The 20,833-nt window shown below is 57.6% G+C and carries 13 protein-coding genes, 1 tRNA gene, 2 rRNA genes and 1 pseudogene; 9 read left to right on the top strand and 8 right to left on the bottom strand.

What is annotated here, in order from left to right:
* The first annotated feature begins 81 nt into the window (after positions 1-81).
* The 3 genes from ACO054_RS15700 to ACO054_RS15690 all read left to right on the top strand — a co-directional run bounded on the left by ACO054_RS15700 (position 82) and on the right by ACO054_RS15690 (position 3,262).
* Positions 82-2,824, top strand: a 23S ribosomal RNA gene (locus ACO054_RS15700).
* Positions 2,825-2,958: 134 nt separating this feature from the next.
* Positions 2,959-3,074 (top strand): 5S ribosomal RNA (gene rrf, locus ACO054_RS15695).
* A gap of 111 nt (positions 3,075-3,185) precedes the next feature.
* Positions 3,186-3,262, top strand: a tRNA-Met gene (locus ACO054_RS15690).
* Here the strand turns inward: ACO054_RS15690 and ACO054_RS15685 are convergent.
* The 6 genes and pseudogenes from ACO054_RS15685 to ACO054_RS15660 form a co-directional block, all read right to left on the bottom strand.
* Entirely contained in the window at positions 3,219-4,913 is a 1,695-nt protein-coding gene (locus tag ACO054_RS15685; RefSeq protein ID WP_421710377.1) for a recombinase family protein, read from the bottom strand. The genes ACO054_RS15690 and ACO054_RS15685 overlap by 44 nt on opposite strands.
* Before the next feature lie 548 nt (positions 4,914-5,461).
* Positions 5,462-5,986, bottom strand: coding sequence for a hypothetical protein (locus tag ACO054_RS15680; RefSeq protein ID WP_421707524.1), 525 nt, complete (start codon positions 5,984-5,986; stop codon positions 5,462-5,464).
* Between the two features lie 615 nt (positions 5,987-6,601).
* A complete protein-coding gene (locus ACO054_RS15675; protein ID WP_421707523.1) occupies positions 6,602-7,300 on the bottom strand; it encodes a hypothetical protein in 699 nt (232 codons plus the stop codon).
* 258 nt (positions 7,301-7,558) lie between these two features.
* Positions 7,559-7,849, bottom strand: coding sequence for a DUF3363 domain-containing protein (locus tag ACO054_RS15670; protein WP_421710376.1), 291 nt, complete (start codon positions 7,847-7,849; stop codon positions 7,559-7,561).
* 716 nt (positions 7,850-8,565) lie between these two features.
* Positions 8,566-9,437, bottom strand: a pseudogene (locus ACO054_RS15665) (IS110 family transposase).
* Positions 9,438-9,729: 292 nt separating this feature from the next.
* A complete protein-coding gene (locus ACO054_RS15660) occupies positions 9,730-10,500 on the bottom strand; it encodes a hypothetical protein (RefSeq protein ID WP_421707522.1) in 771 nt (256 codons plus the stop codon).
* Between the two features lie 101 nt (positions 10,501-10,601).
* Here ACO054_RS15660 and ACO054_RS15655 point away from each other — a divergent pair, with 101 nt between their 5' ends.
* From ACO054_RS15655 to ACO054_RS15635, 5 genes are all read left to right on the top strand, one after another.
* Positions 10,602-10,868 (top strand): hypothetical protein, encoded by a 267-nt coding sequence (locus ACO054_RS15655; RefSeq protein WP_421707521.1) that lies wholly within the window; start codon positions 10,602-10,604, stop codon positions 10,866-10,868.
* Complete coding sequence (locus ACO054_RS15650; protein WP_421707520.1) at positions 10,869-11,318, top strand: hypothetical protein; 450 nt, start codon at positions 10,869-10,871, stop codon at positions 11,316-11,318.
* Positions 11,319-11,824: 506 nt separating this feature from the next.
* Entirely contained in the window at positions 11,825-11,956 is a 132-nt protein-coding gene (locus tag ACO054_RS15645) for an integrase core domain-containing protein (RefSeq protein WP_421707519.1), read from the top strand.
* Positions 11,957-12,137: 181 nt separating this feature from the next.
* The gene (locus ACO054_RS15640) at positions 12,138-12,641 is read left to right on the top strand and encodes a RipA family octameric membrane protein (protein ID WP_421707518.1); all 504 of its coding nucleotides are present in this window, start codon (positions 12,138-12,140) and stop codon (positions 12,639-12,641) included.
* 50 nt (positions 12,642-12,691) lie between these two features.
* A complete protein-coding gene (locus ACO054_RS15635) occupies positions 12,692-14,272 on the top strand; it encodes a hypothetical protein (protein ID WP_421707517.1) in 1,581 nt (526 codons plus the stop codon).
* A gap of 9 nt (positions 14,273-14,281) precedes the next feature.
* Here ACO054_RS15635 and ACO054_RS15630 read toward each other — a convergent pair whose 3' ends face one another.
* Entirely contained in the window at positions 14,282-15,451 is a 1,170-nt protein-coding gene (locus tag ACO054_RS15630) for a hypothetical protein (RefSeq protein WP_421707516.1), read from the bottom strand.
* A 398-nt stretch (positions 15,452-15,849) separates the two neighbouring features.
* Entirely contained in the window at positions 15,850-16,416 is a 567-nt protein-coding gene (locus ACO054_RS15625) for a hypothetical protein (RefSeq protein WP_421707515.1), read from the bottom strand.
* A gap of 382 nt (positions 16,417-16,798) precedes the next feature.
* Between ACO054_RS15625 and ACO054_RS15620 the strand changes: the two genes are divergently transcribed.
* Complete coding sequence (locus ACO054_RS15620; RefSeq protein WP_421707514.1) at positions 16,799-20,830, top strand: NACHT domain-containing protein; 4,032 nt, start codon at positions 16,799-16,801, stop codon at positions 20,828-20,830.
* The last annotated feature ends 3 nt before the right edge of the window (positions 20,831-20,833 follow it).

Below are 20,833 nucleotides of genomic sequence, written 5' to 3'. Positions count from 1 at the left end.
ACGATGACAGGGTCTGTCGGGTCGGCTCGGAGACGGGTCAGCCCGGCGACGGCCGGTCGGTCGGGGTGGAGCTGGAGAGTTGAGCAAGCGTCTTAAGGGCATTTGGTGGATGCCTCGGTGTCGAGAGGCGAAGAAGGACGTGGCACTCTGCGATAAGCCGCGGGGAGATGAGAGCGATCTTTGATCCGCGGATTTCCGAATGGGGAAACCCGGCCCTTTAGGGTCATCGTACGGTGAATACATAGCCGTGCGAGGCGAACCCGGGGAACTGAAACATCTCAGTACCCGGAGGAAAGGACATCAACCGAGACTCCGTTAGTAGTGGCGAGCGAACGCGGACTAGCCCAGTGGCTCAGACAAGCGAACCGGAACCGGCTGGAAAGCCGGGCCAGAGCGGGTGACAGCCCCGTACGGGTAAGGGTTTGTCTGGGTCCTCGAGTAGGGCGGGACACGTGAAATCCTGTCTGAACGTGGGGGGACCACCCTCCAAGGCTAAGTACTCCTCGACAACCGATAGTGAACAAGTACCGTGAGGGAAAGGTGAAAAGCACCCCGACGAGGGGAGTGAAAGAGACCCTGAAACCGAATGCCTACAATCAGTCGGAGCCCGCAAGGGTGACGGCGTACCTTTTGCATAATGGGTCAGCGAGTTGGTCTTACGAGCAAGCTTAAGCCGATGAGGTGTAGGCGCAGCGAAAGCGAGTCTGAACAGGGCGTTCAGTTCGTGGGATCAGACCCGAAACCGGGTGATCTAGCCATGGGCAGGCTGAAGGTGGGGTAACACCCACTGGAGGGCCGAACCCACGTTCGTTGAAAAGAACGGGGATGACCTGTGGTTAGGGGTGAAAGGCCAATCAAACCCGGAGATAGCTGGTTCTCCGCGAAAACTATTTAGGTAGTGCGTCAGATGGTGGCTCTCGGGGGTAGAGCACTGGATGGGCTAGGGGGGCGCGAGCCTTACCAAACCTAACCAAACTCCGAATACCGAGAAGTCCAGTCTGGCAGACAGACCGTGGGTGCTAAGGTCCATGGTCGAGAGGGAAACAGCCCAGACCGCCAGCTAAGGTCCCCAAGTCACGGCTAAGTGGGAAAGGATGTGGGAAGGCCAAGACAACCAGGAGGTTGGCTTAGAAGCAGCCACCCTTTAAAGAAAGCGTAATAGCTCACTGGTCTAGATAAGCCGTCCTGCGCCGAAAATGTACCGGGGCTCAAGCCGTGCACCGAAGCTGCGGACTCGTCTTAGACGAGTGGTAGCGGAGCGTTGCCTAAGCCTGTGAAGCGGCACCCGTGAGGGGCCGTGGAGGCATGGCAAGTGCGAATGCTGACATGAGTAGCGATAAAGAGTGTGAGAAACACTCTCGCCGAAAGTCCAAGGGTTCCTGCGCAAGGCTAATCCGCGCAGGGTGAGCCGGCCCCTAAGCCGAGGGCGAAAGCCGTAGGCGATGGGAACCAGGTTAATAGTCCTGGGCCAGCGGGTGGTGACGGATGCCGTAAGTTGTTCGGGCTGACTGGATTGTCCGGGCAGCGAAGGCGTCCCAGGAAATAGCCCCCGCGTGTGACCGTACCCGAAACCGACACAGGTGGACTGGTAGAGCATACCAAGGCGCTTGAGAGAACTGCGTTGAAGGAACTCGGCAAATTGCCCCCGTAACTTCGGGAGAAGGGGGCCCCGGCCTTGGGCAACCAGGGTCGGGGGGCACAGACCAGGGGGTGGCGACTGTTTATTAAAAACACAGGGCTCTGCGAAGCCGCGCAAGGCGACGTATAGGGTCTGACGCCTGCCCGGTGCCGGAAGGTTAAGAGGAGGGGTGCAAGCTCTGAATCGAAGCCCCGGTAAACGGCGGCCGTAACTATAACGGTCCTAAGGTAGCGAAATTCCTTGTCGGGTAAGTTCCGACCTGCACGAATGGCGTAACGACTTCCCCACTGTCTCCAACGCAGACTCAGCGAAATTGAACTCTCCGTGAAGATGCGGAGTACCCGCGGTTAGACGGAAAGACCCCGTGCACCTTTACTACAGCTTTGCAGTGACGCTAGGACCGGCTTGTGTAGGATAGGCGGGAGGCTTGGAAGCCAGGGCGCCAGCTCTGGTGGAGCCAACCTTGAAATACCGCCCTTGCCTGTCTTAGCGCCTAACCGCGGCCCGTTACCCGGGTCCGGGACCCTGCATGGTGGGTAGTTTGACTGGGGCGGTCGCCTCCCAAAGAGTAACGGAGGCGCGCGATGGTGGGCTCAAGCCGGTCGGACATCGGCTGTTGAGTGCAATGGCATAAGCCCGCCTGACTGCGAGACCGACAGGTCGAGCAGAGACGAAAGTCGGCCATAGTGATCCGGTGGTCCCGCGTGGAAGGGCCATCGCTCAACGGATAAAAGGTACGCCGGGGATAACAGGCTGATCTCCCCCAAGAGTCCACATCGACGGGGAGGTTTGGCACCTCGATGTCGGCTCATCGCATCCTGGGGCTGGAGCAGGTCCCAAGGGTATGGCTGTTCGCCATTTAAAGCGGTACGTGAGCTGGGTTTAGAACGTCGTGAGACAGTTCGGTCCCTATCTGCCGTGGGTGTTCGAGACTTGAGAGGAGCTGTCCCTAGTACGAGAGGACCGGGATGGACGCACCTCTGGTGGACCGGTTGTGGCGCCAGCCGCATAGCCGGGTAGCTATGTGCGGACGGGATAACCGCTGAAGGCATCTAAGCGGGAAGCCCCCCTCAAAACCAGGTCTCGCCTAAGAGCCGTCGTAGACCACGACGTCGATAGGCCGGAAGTGGACGCGCAGCAATGCGTGAAGCTGACCGGTACTAATCGCTCGATCGGCTTGCTCCCCCTCCAGCTCTGCCCAGACCGACCCACGTCGCCAAATCATGTCAGGCGTGGGGCGAACTGGCATTCCTCACCACAAACACGCGTCATACACACACCAAGGCGGAAAACACCACACACCCCGTGGGCTTGGCCGACCTGGTGGCTCTGGCGAGGGGCACAACACCCGATCCCATCCCGAACTCGGCCGTGAAAACCCTCAGCGCCGATGGTACTGCGTCTCAAGGCGTGGGAGAGTAGGTCGCCGCCAGGTCTGCCAAACCCACAAAACACAAAACACCCGCCTCAAAACCTCGAACAGACCGCAATACACCCGCCAAAAAACGCGGGACAAAACAGCCAACCAAATCCAAGCACCCACATCCGCGGGGTGGAGCAGCCCGGTAGCTCGTCAGGCTCATAACCTGAAGGTCGCAGGTTCAAATCCTGCCCCCGCAACCACTGAGACCGACACTCCCGAGAGGGACATGTCGGTTTTGTGTTTTAGAGCCCGGTTTTCCGCCAATTCCTGCCGTTTCTCCGCCGCCCAGTCGAGGATGGTTCCCAAATCCCCGTGCAGCGTGGCGTCGATCTCGCCGCGCTTGGGGCCGGGCGTGAGGGTGATCCTGCCGACGATATCCCGGATGGCCTGGGTCGCCGCGGCGCGTTCCTCAGGGTGCTGCAGCGCCTCGGCGAGGTGTTCCACCTTGCGGCGGTAGAGGCCGGCCATGGTGGGCAGTGTATCGGGCAGCTCCTCCGTCGCGCGCTCCAACCGCCTCTTGAGGTCTGCCTGTTCGGCCTCCAGGGTCTGCAGGCGCGCCATCAGCGCGCGGCTGTAGCCGCCCGCCTCCATGACGGCGACGATCTCCGCAATGCGCTTGTCCACCTGGACCAGCGCCCGGCGATCTGTGCCGGCCATGGCGCGGCCTTCGCGTTTGAGGCGGTTGCTCTCCTCGACGTAGGCGCGCATGGCCGTGGCCGCGACCTCCGGGGCCATCAGCCGGTCGCGAAGTCCGGTGAGAACGCGGTCCTCCAGGACGCTGCGCGCGATGGTGCGGCTGTTGGGGCAGCTGCCGTTCATGATGTGGTTCGAGCAGCCGTAGCGGTTTTGGCCGCGCAGCACATAGCGCCCGCCACAGCTCCCGCAGAAGATCAAACCGGAGAGCAGGGCGCGCGGCCGGTGGGTCCGGTTCAGGCGTTCGGCATGGCCGGCCTTGATGGCAGGGGCGTAGGTGATCGCCAGCACGGCCTGCCGTTCCTTGACCGCCTGCCAGAGCGCATCATCGACGATGCGCAGCTCGGACACCTCCTTGACGATCCACTGCTCCGGCGGATTGAGCCGCGAGACCCGCTTGCCGCTCGCCGGGTCTTTCATGTAGCGCAGGCGGTTCCAGACCAGCCGGCCGATGTAGAGTTCGTTGTTGATGAGGTCGGTGCCGCGTCGGGCGTGGCCGCGCAGGGTGGTGTCGATCCAGAGCTTGCCGGCCGGGCCGGGGATGCCCTCGGCGTTGAGGTGCTGCGCGATGGCGCGTGGGCTGACACCCGCTGCGAAGTCCCGGAAGACCCGGCGCACGATCTCGGCCTCGGCCGCGTTGATGCTGCGAGCACCGCGCAGCGGCTCGCCGTCGGTGTTGGACTGCTTAACGACATCGTAGCCGTAGCAGAGCCCGCCGCCGGACTTTCCCTGCTCGACGCGCCCGCGCAGGCCGCGATGGGTTTTGGCCGCGAGGTCTTTCAGGAAAAGGGCATTCATGGTGCCCTTGAGGCCCACGTGCAGTTCGCTGATCGCACCCTCGGCCAGGGTGACGATCTCCACGCCGGCAAACCTCAGGTGCTTGAAGAGCGTCGCCACATCGGCCTGATCGCGGCTCACCCTGTCCAGGGCCTCGGCCAGCACGATATCGAAGCGCCCCGCTTGCGCGTCCTGCAACAACGCCTGCACGCCCGGCCGCAAGGCGACGCTCGCACCGGAGAGGGCGGCGTCCTGGTAGGTCTCCACCACGCTCCAGCCCTCCCGTTCGGCCTGCTCGCGGCAGAGGCGGACCTGGTCGGCAATCGAGGCAGCGTTCTGAGCGTCGGAGGAGTAGCGGGCGTAGAGGGCGGCGCGGGTCATCTTACCGAGGCTCCTGGTCGTGGATTCGGTAGTTGTCGTTGGCGGCGCTCAACTGCTCGAAAGCGTCCCGTGCCATCTGGCGGCCGATCAGACGGGCGAGGGTCAGCATGGCGGCATCGAGTCTCGTCGCTGCCGTCCCGTTGTCGTTCGCCGCTGTCCCGTCGCCGGGCGCGGTCGGATGCGTCTCGTCCTCCGGCATGGCTGGCTCTTTCCCCGACTCCTCTGGGTAAGGAGTCCGACGTGGGCTTGTCTCCTCGGGCGATCAACAGCGAACTCCGAGTCCTTGTATGCAGTCAGGTCAGGCCGTAGCCAGCGGGAGCGGGAATGAGACAGCGCCGTCGAGCCTGAGCCAATCCACTCCAAGATCCCTTTTTTGGGCATGGCAGCAGTCTCGCCGGGCCGAAGAAGCCGGGCTGTCAAGGGCGGCCGCCCCTTGATGTTCTTGGGGCCGCCGCCTACGGCGGTCGTCAGACCCTTGACAGCCCGGCGCGGCCCGGCAGGCTTGCCGGCAAGCCCAAAAGAGAAGACCGTCTCCGGTCTCCGGCCGGTCATGCGCCGGGTGTCGCCTCGGCCAGACGCTTGAGGTCCGCCAGGGCCGCCTCCAGCCACTCGCGGTCCTCGTAGAGGTAGACCCGCGCCCGGCCGCGCCGCGAAGCGACGGCGGCTAGACTGAGCTTGGCGTGGAGGCCGGCGGCCGTGCGGGCCGGTAGTGCCACCGCCGCGCGCACCGCCTCGGCGTAGCGCCGGAACAGCTCGGCGTGCTGCAGAGAAGCAAGGTCGTGCGGGAAGGGGCCGCGCCAGGGCAGGGGTGGGAGAAGCGCCCGGGACGCGCGCGCCGCGCGGAGGCGGTCGCGGATCCGCCGCGCCTGGGCGCAGCGCTTGCGCAGGCGCTTGGCCCGCGCGACGCGACGGAAGAGCTCCGCGTCGGGACCGGGATCGGAGGCGGGGAAAGCGGCCGGCGCCGGCAGGGCGGTTAGCGTCTGTGCGGCCGGGAAAACCGCCGCCGGCAGCGCGAAACTGTGGGCGAGCATGGTACGCCGCGAAAGGCCTGTGCTACGGGTAGCCTTGGCCATGACCGGACTCCTCAGAAGTCGGGTTGTGGTCAGGCGCGGGAGGGTGTTCCAGCACCCTCTCGCGCCGCTCAAAGTCATCAAAATACCGTAACCTCACGATATTATCTCCATATCGTGAGATCAAGATAATCTCGTAACCTTGACTGAATTTCTGACTAAAGAAAGTATCGGCGCGTGATGACGCCTTCCCAATGCCGTGCTGCCCGTGGACTGCTCAGATGGAACCTACCAGCACTTGCCGAAGCTTCTGGAGTGAGTGTCAGTACCGTCAATAGTTTCGAGCTGGAGCGGAGGACGCCGATTCCGGCAAATCTTGCGGCTATCAAGTCTGCTTTCGAGAAAGCCGGCGTCGAGTTCCTTGACGCTAATGGTGGCGGGCCAGGCGTACGGCTACGGGAGTGATGTCGAAAACGCCGTAGTCTCCCGACGATGGATTTTCACATCCTATGTACCTGCGGTGCCCACAGTCGATCTGTGGCACGTCAATAAAGGCTTGTATTGAAATGAAAATCGACGGCCGGTGGCCGACTGCGCTGGGGCCTGCAGACGCTTACAGCCACTGAAGGCGGTCATCAGGTTCAACTGACGTGCCCAGGGCTCACGTGCTATTTGCAGTCACTGCTGAGTTACCCATTGCCCGATTTCACTTCGCCAATGGTTCTTAATGACTTCCGGCTGCTCGTTTGAAAGCCGTCCCAGAGAAATCCAGTTTGATGGCCACGGCAAATGGAAGCGAAATGCCACCAGTGCAGCTGGTGATCGAATTGGAAGCATTGCTTGTTTAGGCAGCGAGATACGATCACCTCTTTCCCCGTGGGCAATTTTTTCCATGATACTTCTGGCTTTCTCACGACAGAAATTCGGAGATACCCATAATCCCGATTGAACTGCAGCTGCAAAAAAAATGTCGAAGTAAAAGTACGAGATTTTGAGCTTGTCTTGCTGAGCGGCTTCACTATCGATTTCATGAAGAAGAACGCCGCCCATCGCGCCGTCAATTCCTCCAATTGGGGAATGATCTATTTGGGGTGATATGTCGCGATCACCATATGGAACCTGTAAGAGTTTTGGGTGGACATTCCATGCATTGACATTTGCTCCACTCAGCGTGGATTTATTTTGTACATACAAGAGATCATAATTAATTGAGGCAACAAAATCATGGCCACTATTGTCGATCTCAGGCTCTGTCATCAGCAACTGCTCCCCGGAGCGAGCTGCAGCAAGCTTCATTTCATAGGCAGCGCGTAGATGCAAAAGCTTCTCGCGCGCCACAAAATGTCGCGGGCTATTGAGAAAGTCGAAGAGGCCCATGAACCATGTATTTCATAAAAGGACACTGCAAGCAACGCTAAGGAGAGGTTGCTTTGAACCCGCAGGTGGACCTTGGATGTGATCCAGTCGCATGGCTACTTCTAACCGAATTGAGCTTGCGATAGTTAGGAGCGCTGAACGAGATTGGGCCTTCGACATGGCGCGATATCAAGTGTGCGCTGATTTAATCGCGCGAGAATGGCATGCATCCTATATGCCGATGCCTGGCCCGCGCTTGTGACCAAACTCCCAAGATATTCAGCTGCCCCGGACGAGGCCGGAGACCTGCCGGCCCAACGCCTTCTCGATGATCGGCGGCCACGGGACCAGCGTGAACTCCGTTGAGCGCTCCACCAGGGCGTACTTGCCGCTGACGAGCCGCACGGACTGCCGGTAGGTACCGCTGATGCGCTCTCCGCTCTCCACCATACGGAAGTGCAGGCCATTCCGCTGAGCCAACTTCTTGTCGGAGTTCTCAACTTCGCGTCGGTTTAGGGCGACGAGCATGTCGTGGTGGGTGACAAACTCGGCGACGATCTTTCTCACCAGCCCGTCCGTGATTAGCTATCGGCGACGTCTGGCGAGCGTAGTAGATACATTCCTGCCGAAACTTGATTCCCTGACATCGAGACCTGATGCATGAGCCGGCCGATGTAGCTCTTGGTGCGGCCGTCGCCGATGCTGCAGATGTGTTCTAGCTTCGCCTAGGCGATGTTTTCGCTGTCGTCTGCCATGGTCGCTCACTGACTCAGGCGCGCTATCGCCCGCCAAAAACAGCGCCTTCCTCCTTGCACCAACAATTCCGCAATCCCATCAGCGCTTTAGCGCTGACCGCCTGCACAGGGGCGCGGCCCAATGTGCAGGCCAACCCGATGTGCAGACTGGAAAAAGCGCCGCTTTGCACCATCACCTTTTATCTTGCCCTCACTAATTGGGAGCCTCTTTTTTGGGCTCAGCTTCCCTTCTTTCGCTGCACCTTCCATGACGTGCTCCTCGCTTCGTTTCGCTCCACCCGCTGATACGCGCATCCGCCTGGTGGTCCATGCCCTACTGCGTGCTCGACTGATGCCGGCACAAGCTGCCGTCAGAGAGGCGAGAAGGCCCTAGCACTCACGTCGTGTTCATGGGCAATTGCTTGCCTGCGACTCCGGCAAGATAGCGGGCTCATTCCCGTCTGCGACCCCACCAGGGGACGCCTCCGCCGTAGCGGATTCCGTTCAAGTGTTGTCTTCAGCGCACTCTAATCTGCTCCCTCCAAGCATGGATCAGACCTCTGCCGGCTCGCTTCGCAGACGCGAATACTGAAACTCCGTTCCATCGATCCATATGCGATGGAGGATCACTGCAAGCTTCCGCGCCACCGCTACGATGGCCCGGCGTAGGCCCGATCGACGTTGAATTGACATGCCCCAGGCCTTCAGCGCGGACCACTTCTTGACCCGCTGGAGCAGCGAGGAGGCCGCCTCGTAGAGCAGAGTTCGGACCTCCGGATCACCGCATTTCGAGATCCGCCCATCGTAGTCGACAGTGCCGGACTGATAGCGTCTTGGTGTCAATCCGAAGTGTGCGCCGACCACCTTCGGAAGCATGCTTTCTGTCATGTTCTGGAGGATTGGCTCCTCGTCGGCCAATCGCTCGCGTAGATCGCGTTCAAAGCGGGCGCGGGTCGTTTTGCCGAGCTTCACACCGAACACCTTCAAAGTGCCTCGAATGGCGTTCTCGACGTCCAAAAACTTACGCTTTAGGAGCCGCCGATTGGCGAGGAGAATGCGCATTCGGTGGGACTCGGCACTCTTCACGTGGACCTCGCGGAACCAGCCCGTTCGCATCATCTGCGCTATACCGCGGGCGTCGTTCCTGTCCGTTTACGCATCGCACCAAGCGCTGCCTTCATGTGCTTGGCCTCAACGACGATGATGGGCAGGACCTCTGCGCGCAGCTCGGTGGCCAGCCAGGGCGACAGGGAGCTTGCCTCTAGGCCGACGCGTCGCAGGTTTTCTGCGAAAGACTTGAGAGCTGTACGGATTGCTCCGGGCTCGGTGTCGACTTTCGATTCCCTCAGGATCCGACCCGTATCGTCGAGAATGCAAACGCTTGTCTCGTCCAGGGAAACGTCCAAACCAACGAAGATATCCATGGAAGGGCTCCGTTTATGAGAGGGGGGTCTCCCCTTCCTACCTTGGCCCTTCGGAACCTTGCCACCTTGTGCAGCTATAGGCTCCAGCGACCAATAATGACAAAAGCCCTCCGATTCTTCTTCGCCCTCTCTACGCGCTATTATGATCTTTTCAAGTTTCCTGAAACCATTTCCCCAGCTTCTCGTTTTCGATTGCCCGCTTTCGAAGCGAGGAGACATTTGCGGGTTTATGGCAATACCACGAAGAGGTCGCGTTCGGCGAAGCTGCTTCGGGTCGAGAGAGGCATCGTATTCAGGACTGTGCGAACTCGTCGGGGTCCTTGGCCTCCATGACACGCTGGGTCGAGGCTCGCGCCTTGTCGACATCACCGCCACGCTTGCGGACCTCCTCCTCAAGCATCTTGACCATGGCCTCGTAGTTCGGACCGAACTGCGCCGAAAGCGCGATAGATTTAGTCTTCGCGGTGACGTCTTGGTAAAGCTCTTCAAGGAGCGTCTCGGGCGTCTCGGGCAACTCGGTATTATTGTTCTTTATAGCACCTTCAAACGCTTCCCAACCGATCCGCAATTGCTCGGCCCGCGCGGTCAGGTCGTCGAAGATATTCTTCTTCGCAAGCTTGAGCGTCGCTCGGTCGGTCTCGCGGTCAGCGACCTCGGAGCCAATCTGGTCTAGATAGAGATACACTTGCCATACTGCCTGTAAGGTGTCTGGGACGACCTCTCCTCTCGGCTGCGGCATTTGGAGGTGGGGTCGCTCGTCAAGCAGACACCGAAGGAGTTCCGCTTGCCGGCGTTGGTCGGCCAGCAGCATCGGGTCCGAGCGGCCAAAGTTGAACATGTGGCTCAATGCCTCCAGTCGAAGGTCTCGCCAGATGCCGACCACGCTGTCGTTGCGCCTCTTGTGTGCCGGATATTCCACACGGCCGGAGTTCACGTCATCCACGAAGTCGCGAATCGTCTCTGCCAAGGCAACGGCCAAAGCCTGCGGCCCGAGCCAATTTTTGGCCAAAGCCTCGACTGCCCCTTCGGGTGCCGTTCGCTTCTTCTTGAGCCATTCAAACATGCGACCAGAATAACTCCACAAGCAGTGGGAAACGAGATAGAAACCTAATTTTTCTCGCCTTATTCGTGTATTATTTCTGGCGGGACCGGGGGGGGGCAGGCATGAGCTCAAAGGGGCAACTTATAGTATTCGAACTCCTCTCGGGTCTGTTCGGCTGGGTGTGGATCAGCGGTGGTATCGCCGCACTCATTTTCGCCGGTTTGGTGTTGTTCGGCGACTGGAGTTGGTGGAATGTGCTCTACGCCGCGATCGTCAGCGGGGTCGCAAAGTGGCTCGCGATGGGCTTTTTGGATAACCAGAAACGGGTCGCATTCGAAGCGGACATGGTGTCGAAGGGCATGTCGCCGAAGGAAGTTGGGCAAGCGTGATTGGAGACATACGCCGGTACGGGCACGTCAATTGCCGTTAGTGGTCGGCCCTCCGAAGCCCCGAAAATCGATGAGAACCAGCAAGAGACCGAGGAGCGAGTCAGGATCATCGCCGACTATGGAGCGTTCATGGAGCGCAATCCGTCAGGAGGAGGCGGCCAAATTTGGGATGTAAAATGCCTCCCGTATGACAAAGGGACCATCTTGGACGCCATCTGTTTGGAGATCGTGAGGGAGACTGACGAAAACCGGCTTGAGGCGCTCAAGATTGGCGCACTGTCCCTAGCTGACTATCAGGACGGCGTAGGTGACCAGCCGATTTCGACGCTTGGTGTTGACCTCACGTCGAATGACCCGGCATCGCTAAACGACGACGACCTAAAAGCGTTAGCGGCCAAGATTGCCGATAATCCGGATCGGGGGCGATTTGAGACGTACAAACCCCTGTAGATAAGGACGTTGCTGAAATTCAGGCGAAGCTACTTGCGGCGGAACAGTTGTGGCTTGACTGACACGGCAACCCAACAGACTAAGTCTAAACGTGTAAGTTCAGCAATAGCGCTGGGCTTCATTGGCACGATCGCCGTCGCGTTGGTGGCAATGCACCCACTCTTTGCAATACTTGCCTGCGGCGGCTTGGCTTATCTCGGGTTTCAGGTTGCAGAACGCTTGCGTTCACCTGGAACAACTGCCGGACAATTCGCATATCTATAAGTCTTCTGGATGCTTATCTTCTTGCACCCTTTCGCAGCGGTGTCCGGGTTCGTCTACGCCTTTGCTCAGGCAGGCCGTATCTATGGTGAGTGGACGGTTTTGGGGGCGACACGACCAGTGGGTCTATCCAAGCAAGGCTTAGTTGGGCTTCTCGGGCCCTGCAAGCCTGCGGATAATGCCTGCATCGAGGCGCTCAACAGCCGGTTCCGGCAGGAGTGCCTCAAGCAACCTAGTTCCTGTCGATGGCGGACGCGCGCCGTCGGATCAACGACTGGAAGGAGGATTATAAAGAAGCCCGGTTGCACTCGGCGCTCGGAAACTTGACGCCAAGCGCCTTCGCGGCCTTACTAAGACCAGCCCGAAAGGTCGTATGAAACCCTGCCCAAAATCAGTGGCAATCCCATCATCCTCTTTCCCAAACATAAGACTGGGCCAATTTGATGGGGGAGAATCCAAATGGAATCGGGCCTGAGGCTAACTGATTTCCGTCAACCCGCCCAGGCTTCGGAATACGAAAAGTATTCCGCTATCTCCAGATGGGAATATTCTAAGTAAATGGAAAAAGAAGACCGTGCTATTCTACGTCAACGGCTTTATGGGCATTCCCCTAAAAAGGAAGACTACTCAACCGAAAATTATCAAGATCATTTTCTAGAACAATACAAGCTTTATGTGGAAATGGCAGATCGCATCAGTAACCGACGAGGTGTGGCAAATGCCTTTTTCGCCACCCTCAACACGACATTCCTGTCGGCGATCGTCGGTCTGTTAGATAACGACGTGAGGAATGCTTTTCTCCTTCCCATTGTAGGCATTTTGATCTGTGGTTTTTGGGCAGGTCTGTTGCGCTCGTATAGGAACCTAAATACGGCCAAGTTCGCTATTATTGGATTGATGGAAGAGTCGCTTCCTTCATCGCCATACTGGCATGCCGAATGGTATGCGCTCGGTCAGGGGAATGACTGGAAGAAACATATTCCGTTCGGCGCAATCGAGATATTGATCCCGACTGTGTTCGCACTACTATACGCAGTAGTGCTTGTATTAAGTTGGGTTTGAGTGAATTTAATTTCTTTAGCCTAAATTTGTAGAAATAATAGGAGATAGCAGTGGAGCCGGTGGAGATCATTGTCCTCATTGCTTTGGGAGTAATATTCCTGTTTCTAGTGTTCTATAGGGGGGCCGGGGCGAAACAGCGGGCTTTGATTACTTTAATCCATAATTCGGCGATCGAGCCGGCAGAGCTGAGGAAGGCATTGAGTGACACCCCAGCCTTGAAGCAAAAAAAGTATATGCCGGATATTGTTTCTGAATGTGTCGTTAGAGGGCGGATTGACCTCCTGGATGTAATCGTCTCTACGGGCGTGTCGTTGAAAGCGAATGACAATGTGAAGGCGCCTGTGCTCGGTCTCGCGGCCGCCGCACAGAACCCTGTGCAGGTGGCGCAGTTCCTGATCGATCAAGGGGTTGATTTGGCCGCGCGGGACGGGGCCGATGCGAGGGCCGCCGTAATGGCGGCAAAATTCAGGCAATCTGAATTGCTTAGATTATTGGCTTCAAAGGGAGTCGATATCGATAGGCCTGATGAGGGCGGTTTGACAGCGCTATACTATTTGATCAGCGATATGGAGCCGAGGCTACGAGAACTACTAGACAAAGATCCGGTCAAACAGAAACAAATGACGTTGGATACGATCAGGACGCTTTTGGAACTTGGCGCTAGGGTCGACCGGCACCCGGAAGGATTTCCTGACATTTTGACACTAGCGGTGGCCGGTTACACCTCGGCAGGTCTTCAAGCCTTGTTGGAACATGGCGTACGCCCCGAAGCGGAGGAGGAGGAGAACGACCCACTTTTGTCGATATTGGCCGCGGACGATTCCCCGCCGGCGGAAATACGCGAGAAAGTTGTTCTGCTTTTGAAGTACAACATTATCACCGGCGATCGCGATGATAGGCGCAACGCTATAATTCTCGGGGCTCTTCACGGAGATCAGGCTCCTCGAATTCTCACAAACAACATGATCTCCGGGATGATGTCCGTAGATGAGCGTTTCGACAGCATCTTCAGAAAAGTTCTGCGCGAAAAACTGCAAGAATCAATCCCAGAAAGAGATGCACATCTGCTGCTAGATGAGATAAGCAAACAAATCGCTAGGTTTTTAGATGAGGGCAGGGTTTCAATTATTGACGACTTACAGTCTCGCGGCCTGAACAAAACTGACGCCACCGAGATTTTCGAGAAGGGCGTAAGTTCCTTTAAAATGCAGGTGTGTAAGTACGCCGTTAAGTTCCAAGCCTATCTCTTTCCCGGCGTGAAGCGGCTGCACGATTGCCTGGATACGAAAGACTCACTTTATGAGAGTTTGGTTGAGAAGGTAAATCTTGGCACGGCTGACCGAAATCAGGTAATCGGAGAACTTGAGGCGCAAGGCGTCGCCAAGGCAGGATTCAGGACGCTCGAGCCGGCCTCCCCAGAAGAACGCGCGCATCTGATGGCCGACATTGGGCCAGCGCTGGCGATTGAGGACGTGGAAGAACTGGCGAAGCGCTCCGGTCTAATTAACTTTATCAGCGATGCTACTGCAGCCGGAATCGAGAAAAGCGAGGTATACTTGCGACTTTGGCTCCGGTTCGATGTTAAGCCCTATATGGTCGAAAATATGATGAAACAGGTTTTCGACATATAGATCTATTCCTCATCTCAAAAATAAGTACTCGTTCACTTCCTCCGCATGTGCATGCTGAAGTGCAGCGTGGAGCTTTTTGTAGTCGTAAATCGGCTTTTCAAACTTGTTTTTTTGGAATGTCACGATCATCGGCCATTTGTGTGGGTTAAGTCTTTTATCGTAGGCTCGTGCTACAGCCTTATTAATGAGAAGCTTGATCTTTTGCTGATCTTCGACTTCGTCTTTTGTTGGCGTGACCAAGATCAAGCGTTGTGGTTCGACCAAACGAAGGGCTTCGTCCAACTCCCACACAATTCCCGGTGTCTCGCTGACCCGTAGTACAACGCGTTGTGCGCGCAAGAGGAGATGGCGAACGACATTCTTCCAGCTATCGTGAGGCAAGTAGAGCCGCGCGGCTTCCTCGGCGCGTTGGCCCCCTTCACCGGGGACACCAAGAGCAACAAAGTCACCATAGCGCCCGAGTTGATCGACGATGATCTTTTCGTAGGTCCCAATGCCAATCCGACGCCGTATGCGCGAGATAATTCCGAGATCGGTCTGATCGTCTTCGAACGAACGCAGATAAAGCAGCGGACTAATTTGCCGGCTAAGTAAATGAAGGGCGGCTTCGCTGTCGTTTCCAGCTGTTGTGCGACGTGCACTTGATGTTCTTATAAACTCCGAAACAATGTATTCATCAAATCCTGCCGCGAGGAGTTCCTTCTTAACATCGAAGTTCGAAAGCCCCTGCTCTATTTTCCAAACAAGCTGGCTAAGTAGCTTGAGATCTTTTTTCTCTTCTTCACTGTATATTCTGTATCCTTCAAACAATCTGCTTGGCAAAACGTGCGGTTCGGGGAAGTCGCGGTGAAGCGCGTTGATCTCTAAGAATTTGTCCTCCAAGCGTGCTTTTATTTCATCAGACAGCGTAACAACTTTAGGCTGACTCATCGCTTCCCGGAAAGCGCGATCACGATGCTCTTGTTCAAGCCGACGCAGTTCAACAGTTAAACGGGAAGGACTCCTAGACCTCAAAACCCTGGACAGAATTCTCTGCGACGATTTGCCTGGAATTTTGTAGTGCAGATACTGACTGATTTCCTGCTCTGAGAACCTGTTGTTTAGGGCACTACCTATCGCCTCAGCAACTGAAAACTCGCCAGAAACCCTTGAAAAAAATCGATCGAGGGAGCGTCTCATCAAAACCTCAGTTTGACGTTGGCTTCGCCAGTACCGCAGAGAACTCAAGAACAACTTGGTCCTACCACCAAATCGATGACACGCCGCTACTGACCTGCGCACCGCTCGTCCGGTGCTCAAACCCATCTTGCCTCGCCATGAAACGCAGGCCTACTCGACGCACCAGCCGTTGCTTTGTCCTGATTCACGGAGCCAAATTTTAACCTATGAACCGGATCTATCAGTTGTCCTAGACCCATAGGACTAGGCCATTCTGCTCTTGAGCTTGAGAGGAGGGAGCGACGGTCGTTTATGACACAACGCGAAAATCGCTAAGCTTTCTGTTCTTGGTTGGTTTGAGGGGCATAGCAGACGCTACTGGGGAGAGCGAAGGCGCTATTGGCGCCCGAAGATCGTATTTAGACCGGTACCGACACTCCCATAAGGGACATGTCGGTTTTGTGTTTTAAGGCCCGGCTTTCCGCTAAGTCCTGCCGTTTCTCCGCTGCCCAGTCGAGGATGGTGCCGAGGTCGCCGTGCAGGGTGGCGTCGATCTCGCCGCGCTTTGGGCCGGGTGTCAGCGTGGTCCTGCCGACGATATCCCGGATGGCCTGGGTCGCCGCAGCGCGCTCCTCAGGGTGCTGCAGCGCCTCGGCGAGGTGTTCCACCTTGCGGCGGCCATGGTGCAGGGTATCGGGCAGCTCCTCCGTCGCGCTCTCCAGCCGCCTCTTGAGGTCCGCCTGTTCGGCCTCCAGGGTCTGCAGGCGCGCCATCAGCGCGCGGCTGTAGCCGCCCGCCTCCATCACGGCGACGATCTCCGCAATGTGCTTGTCCACCTGGACCAGCGCCCGGCGATCTGCGCCGGCCATGGCGCGGCCTTCGCGTTTCAGGCGGTTCGTCTCCTCGACGTAGGCGCGCATGGCCGTGGCCGCGACCTTCGGGGCCATCAGCCGGTCGCGCAAGCCGGCCAGGACGCGCTCCTCCAAGACGCCGCGGGCAATGGTGCGGCTGCCGCTGATGGAGCCGCTCCTTACCGCTCTGCTCGGAGACGAGCACACGGTCGAATGCCGATGCACTGTCCGAAGAAGCTACGTCTGCTTCCGAGAAGTGAGCTTATTTCACCTAGTTTTCCGGGGCAGCGTTTTCAGCATCGGTATCTATCTGGGAGCCGAATGCTACCTCCTCGACTATTGCAAATGACCCGGAGCGGACACCCGCCTCCCGTGGAAAAGACGTCCACTTTGCGTCCAATATCGGACCATGAGGGCGTCTTTTCCCCAGCCCAAATGTAAATGTTACCATGGTGAAAATGCAGCTTGCGCCTTTGCGCGTCTTTTCTTGGAAAGGTTTCGCTAATACTTTTCGACCATGAAAAGTGCACCTCTAGACAGGCGAGTCGCCGTTCAAACCAACGCCGAACCAGTGGTTCAGCCATTGAGCCATTTGCGCGAGGAGCCGTATATCGTCTTGCTCGGCGAACCTGGAGCAGGAAAATCCACCACACTACTGTACGAGGCGGTCGCCGAAGATGGGGAGGTCATGACCTGCCGAGAGGTGATGAACGGTACACCGTTGAGCAACTCCGGTACCGCCTATCTCGATGCACTCGATGAGTTCCGTTCGGGTGACAATGGCAAGGACAAGCTTCTGCAACTCGCCAATGCCATATCAGCAAGCGATATCCGTCGATGGCGCCTCACCTGTCGAGTTGAAGACTGGCGAGACGCGGCCGACAGCAACGCAATGCGGCGCGCGGCGAACAACGAACCGATCATCGTGGCGCACCTCCTTCCGCTGGACGAAGAGGAGGCGCAAGCCATATTAGGCGCGCTCGAGGAGCCCGATCCGAAGAGTTTTGTCCAAGAGGCGCATGATCGAGGCGCTAGCGCGTTTCTCGAGAACCCGCTAAGTCTGAGGTTGCTCCACTCCGCTGTCGTTTCGAATGGAGTCTGGCCGACGACACGCTTTGAGTTGTTTGACAGAGCCATCTGGGCACTCGCTCATGAGCACGACCGTGAACGCGCAACCGATCCACGACCGAGCATCGAAGAAATCATCGGTGCTACCTCGGCCATGTGCTTCTACTTTCTGGCTTCTGGGGCAAGAGCACTCTGGCGCTCAAACACACTACCGCCAGACGCAACTGATACTGAGTACGTGCCTATTCATGGCCTGGGGCTCGAATCGCGTGTCGCTGCGGCCTCGTTGGATACACCCCTCTTCAGAGGCGAGGGGCATGCGTTTCAGCCTTTCCACAGAACGGTAGCGGAATTTTTGGCCGCGCGGTTTCTGGCAGCAAGGGTGGTCGGGGCCGCCAACTCTCCGGCGTTTCCACTACGCCGGGCGACTGCCCTCGTTGCAGGAAAGGATCGCAAAGCGCCAAGCGAACTCAGGGGACTGTACGCGTGGTTCGCCGCCCATCTCCAAAAGAAGGGGGATCCGGAAGGGGCACGACGGCTCATTGAGCGCGATGCTGCGACAGTGCTGGCATATGGCGATGCTGCGGCGTTCGACACGGCGGGCCGCAAGGAGATTCTCAACAACCTGGATCAGGAAGATCCATACTTCCTGACCTCGCAGAACGATGCGACCGTCTTTGGCGGACTCGCTGGCGATGATCTTGCTGACGACTTTATCGCCATTCTCGACGCCGACGTACGTAGCCATCTCCAAGTCACAATCCTTCAGGCTCTCGCTGACGCACCCCCAATCGAAAGAATGTCGGATAAGTTACGGGAAATCGCGCTCACTAACAGCCGGCCACTATGGATGCGGGAACGGGCCGCGGAAGTGTTTCTGAGAAAGGCTACCAATCAGAACTCCGCGCGGCATGCTCTGTTCGAGGATCTGGGCGCTACGGCGTCGGACCGAAGCCAGTTGGCGATCCGCGCTCGTATCCTGGCCGGCACGCCCACCGATGACATTCAACCCGAAGAACTCCGCCAGCTCTTATTGGATTTCGATGCATCGCCGCCGCGATCGCGAGATGAAAAGGATATTGACGAGACCGGATCATTGGTATCGCTGACCATTGCACTGCGACGATCTCCGCGAGCTGAATTCTTTGACGAAGCGATCGAAAGAGACGGCAATCAACGTCGGCACCATTGGCAGGTGCAGTCGTTGCTCACTCAAGCGCTCGCATCGGCAATTGATGATAATCCGGACATTACCGCGGAGAGGCTCTGGACCTGGCTCAGTAACGTTCGCGAACATCCTTGGGACATGTTCGACAGCGACGTCGTCGAAGCGATCCAGAGGTGGATCGATCGCGACACCGATCGCCGGGAATTGGAGCTCTTCTTCATGCTGATAAACAACAGCCCTGCGGAAAAAGGTCCGTGGGTGGTCAGCAATCACTACATTTCGACAACGCGGCGACTGCCGTCAGAGGCGGTGATCAAAGGACTGATCGATCTCGCCAAGACAAAAAAGAAGGGTCGAGAGCGCAAACGTTTGTTTCAGGTCGCAGCCTATGCCGCACGCAGCGAAACTCGGTGGCCGAAATGGCGAGATCCGATTATATCGCAGCTTGAGCAGGAGGGCGGATTCAAGGGATTCATTAAGTCACTCCTGGCCGACCCAAACTCGCGATGGAAGAAAAAAGAGGCGAAGCGGAAGGCCGAGCAAGACAGGGAAACAGAAAAATCGCGAAGAGAGAACGTAGCTGAACTCACACCAAAGCTGATCGCCATTGCTACCGGCACACCGAGTGAGTTCGGTATCTTAAGCACGGCAGCTGAGCACTACCGGAACGCAAGGATCGCAAAGAATCGGTCTCCGCTCGAAAACGTCACCAAATACACGAATGAAGAGATTGCTGGCGCGATTGCCGAAGGCTTTGTCCAGTTCGCAATCCATACCGACATCAAGGTTGGTATCGAAGAACTCGGCAGGGCAGCGGCTAAGAACAGTGCATACCGACAAGAACACGTGGTCGGTGCGGGACTGCACCAGGCACTCCTGCATCGCCGGGAAAACGATCTCTCCGCGTGCCCCCTAGTCATTGCTTTGGTTGGTCTTCGACAATCGTATTTCAGTGGCGACGAGGAGCCGTCGATTGCCGCATGGGCCGTCGGTCGCTTGGCGCGAGACGCTGATCAAGGTGCTGATCTGATTTTGCGCTACTGGAACGCTGCCCTCGATGCGGGCGATGACGGCCTCGATGCCATCCATCATCTTACGAGCGCGGGCGAACCAGAATTGGTCTCCAAGTGTCTCACGGCACTGCTTGAGACGAGACCGAATTTGCCGGAACAGGCTCTTAGGCAGGCCCTGAGCGCGTGCTCGGCCAACCTGGGCTCGAGCGAACTGGTTGACCTTGTTCGGCGCACCTTCGATCGCGATGACCTCGAAAAGAAGCAGAGGGAGATGTGGAACTTCGTCGGTCTAGCCCTAATGCCTGCGGTCTTTTCGGACCAGTTGTCCGAAGCCGAGCAGGAAGCAGCATTGTTGGCCCCTTACGGGGATTTAGCCAAAACATTCAACAGACTGTGCCCGGAGCTCGATCTGTTGGATCGCATGAGAATTGGGGTACTTGGAAAGAAGTATCCCGCAAACGATTATGACTGGCGACATTCAAATAGCGTGAGTGGGATTGTCAGGACCGCAATCCGACGTCTCAGCGCCTCCAAGGCGACTGACGCCGGTGAGCATCTAAAGGCACTAGCTCCGCAAGTCCATGCAAGCTGGCAGCCTCAGATCGCTCATTCGGCTGCCGAACACGCTCGTAAAGTCCGCGATGAGCAATTCACCGCGCCTTCCGTCAGCCAGCTTTTGAACGCGCTGGAAGATGGTCCTCCGGCAAGCCCAACCGACCTCGCCGCTATCGTATGTGAAGAAGTCGAGCGGTACAAAAGGACCTTGAGAACTGGCAGTGAAATGCCATGGAAACGCTTCTGGAACACGGATAGCTACGGCGCGGCAACTAATCCGCAAATCGAAAACGAAGACAGAGACCGTCTCCTCGAACTCTTTAGGCCCCGGTTCGAAAGATATGGCATAGCAGCGAGCCTTCCTGAGGCCCGTCGCGGCGAAAACACCAGGGCCGATATTCTTCTACTGAGTCATGCCGGTAAGAACCTCCCGATCGAAGCCAAGAGACACTATAACGACGAACTCTGGACCGCCCTTGTCAACCAACTTGCGGGATATGCTTTGGATGAGCATGCGTGCGGTTTCGGGACTTACCTTGTTTTCTGGTTCGGCGCCGAGTTCAAAACTCCTGCCAGGGACGATGGCGTCGAGGCTCCGGACAGCGCCGAGGCGTTGGCGACGATGCTGACCGACGACCTGCCTAGTCATTTGAAGGACAAGTTGACTGTTGTCGTTTTAGATGTCTCTCGTCCTCGGTCGATGATCGCGGCGACGGAAGAACGTTGCAAGAAGTCGTGCAATTGATGC

Source organism: Algihabitans sp. (genome assembly GCF_965226985.1).
In the GTDB taxonomy this organism is placed as follows: Bacteria; Pseudomonadota; Alphaproteobacteria; order Kiloniellales; family DSM-21159; genus Algihabitans.
The sequence above is the reverse complement of the archived record's forward strand: the minus strand, read 5'-3'. Positions and strand labels throughout refer to the sequence as shown.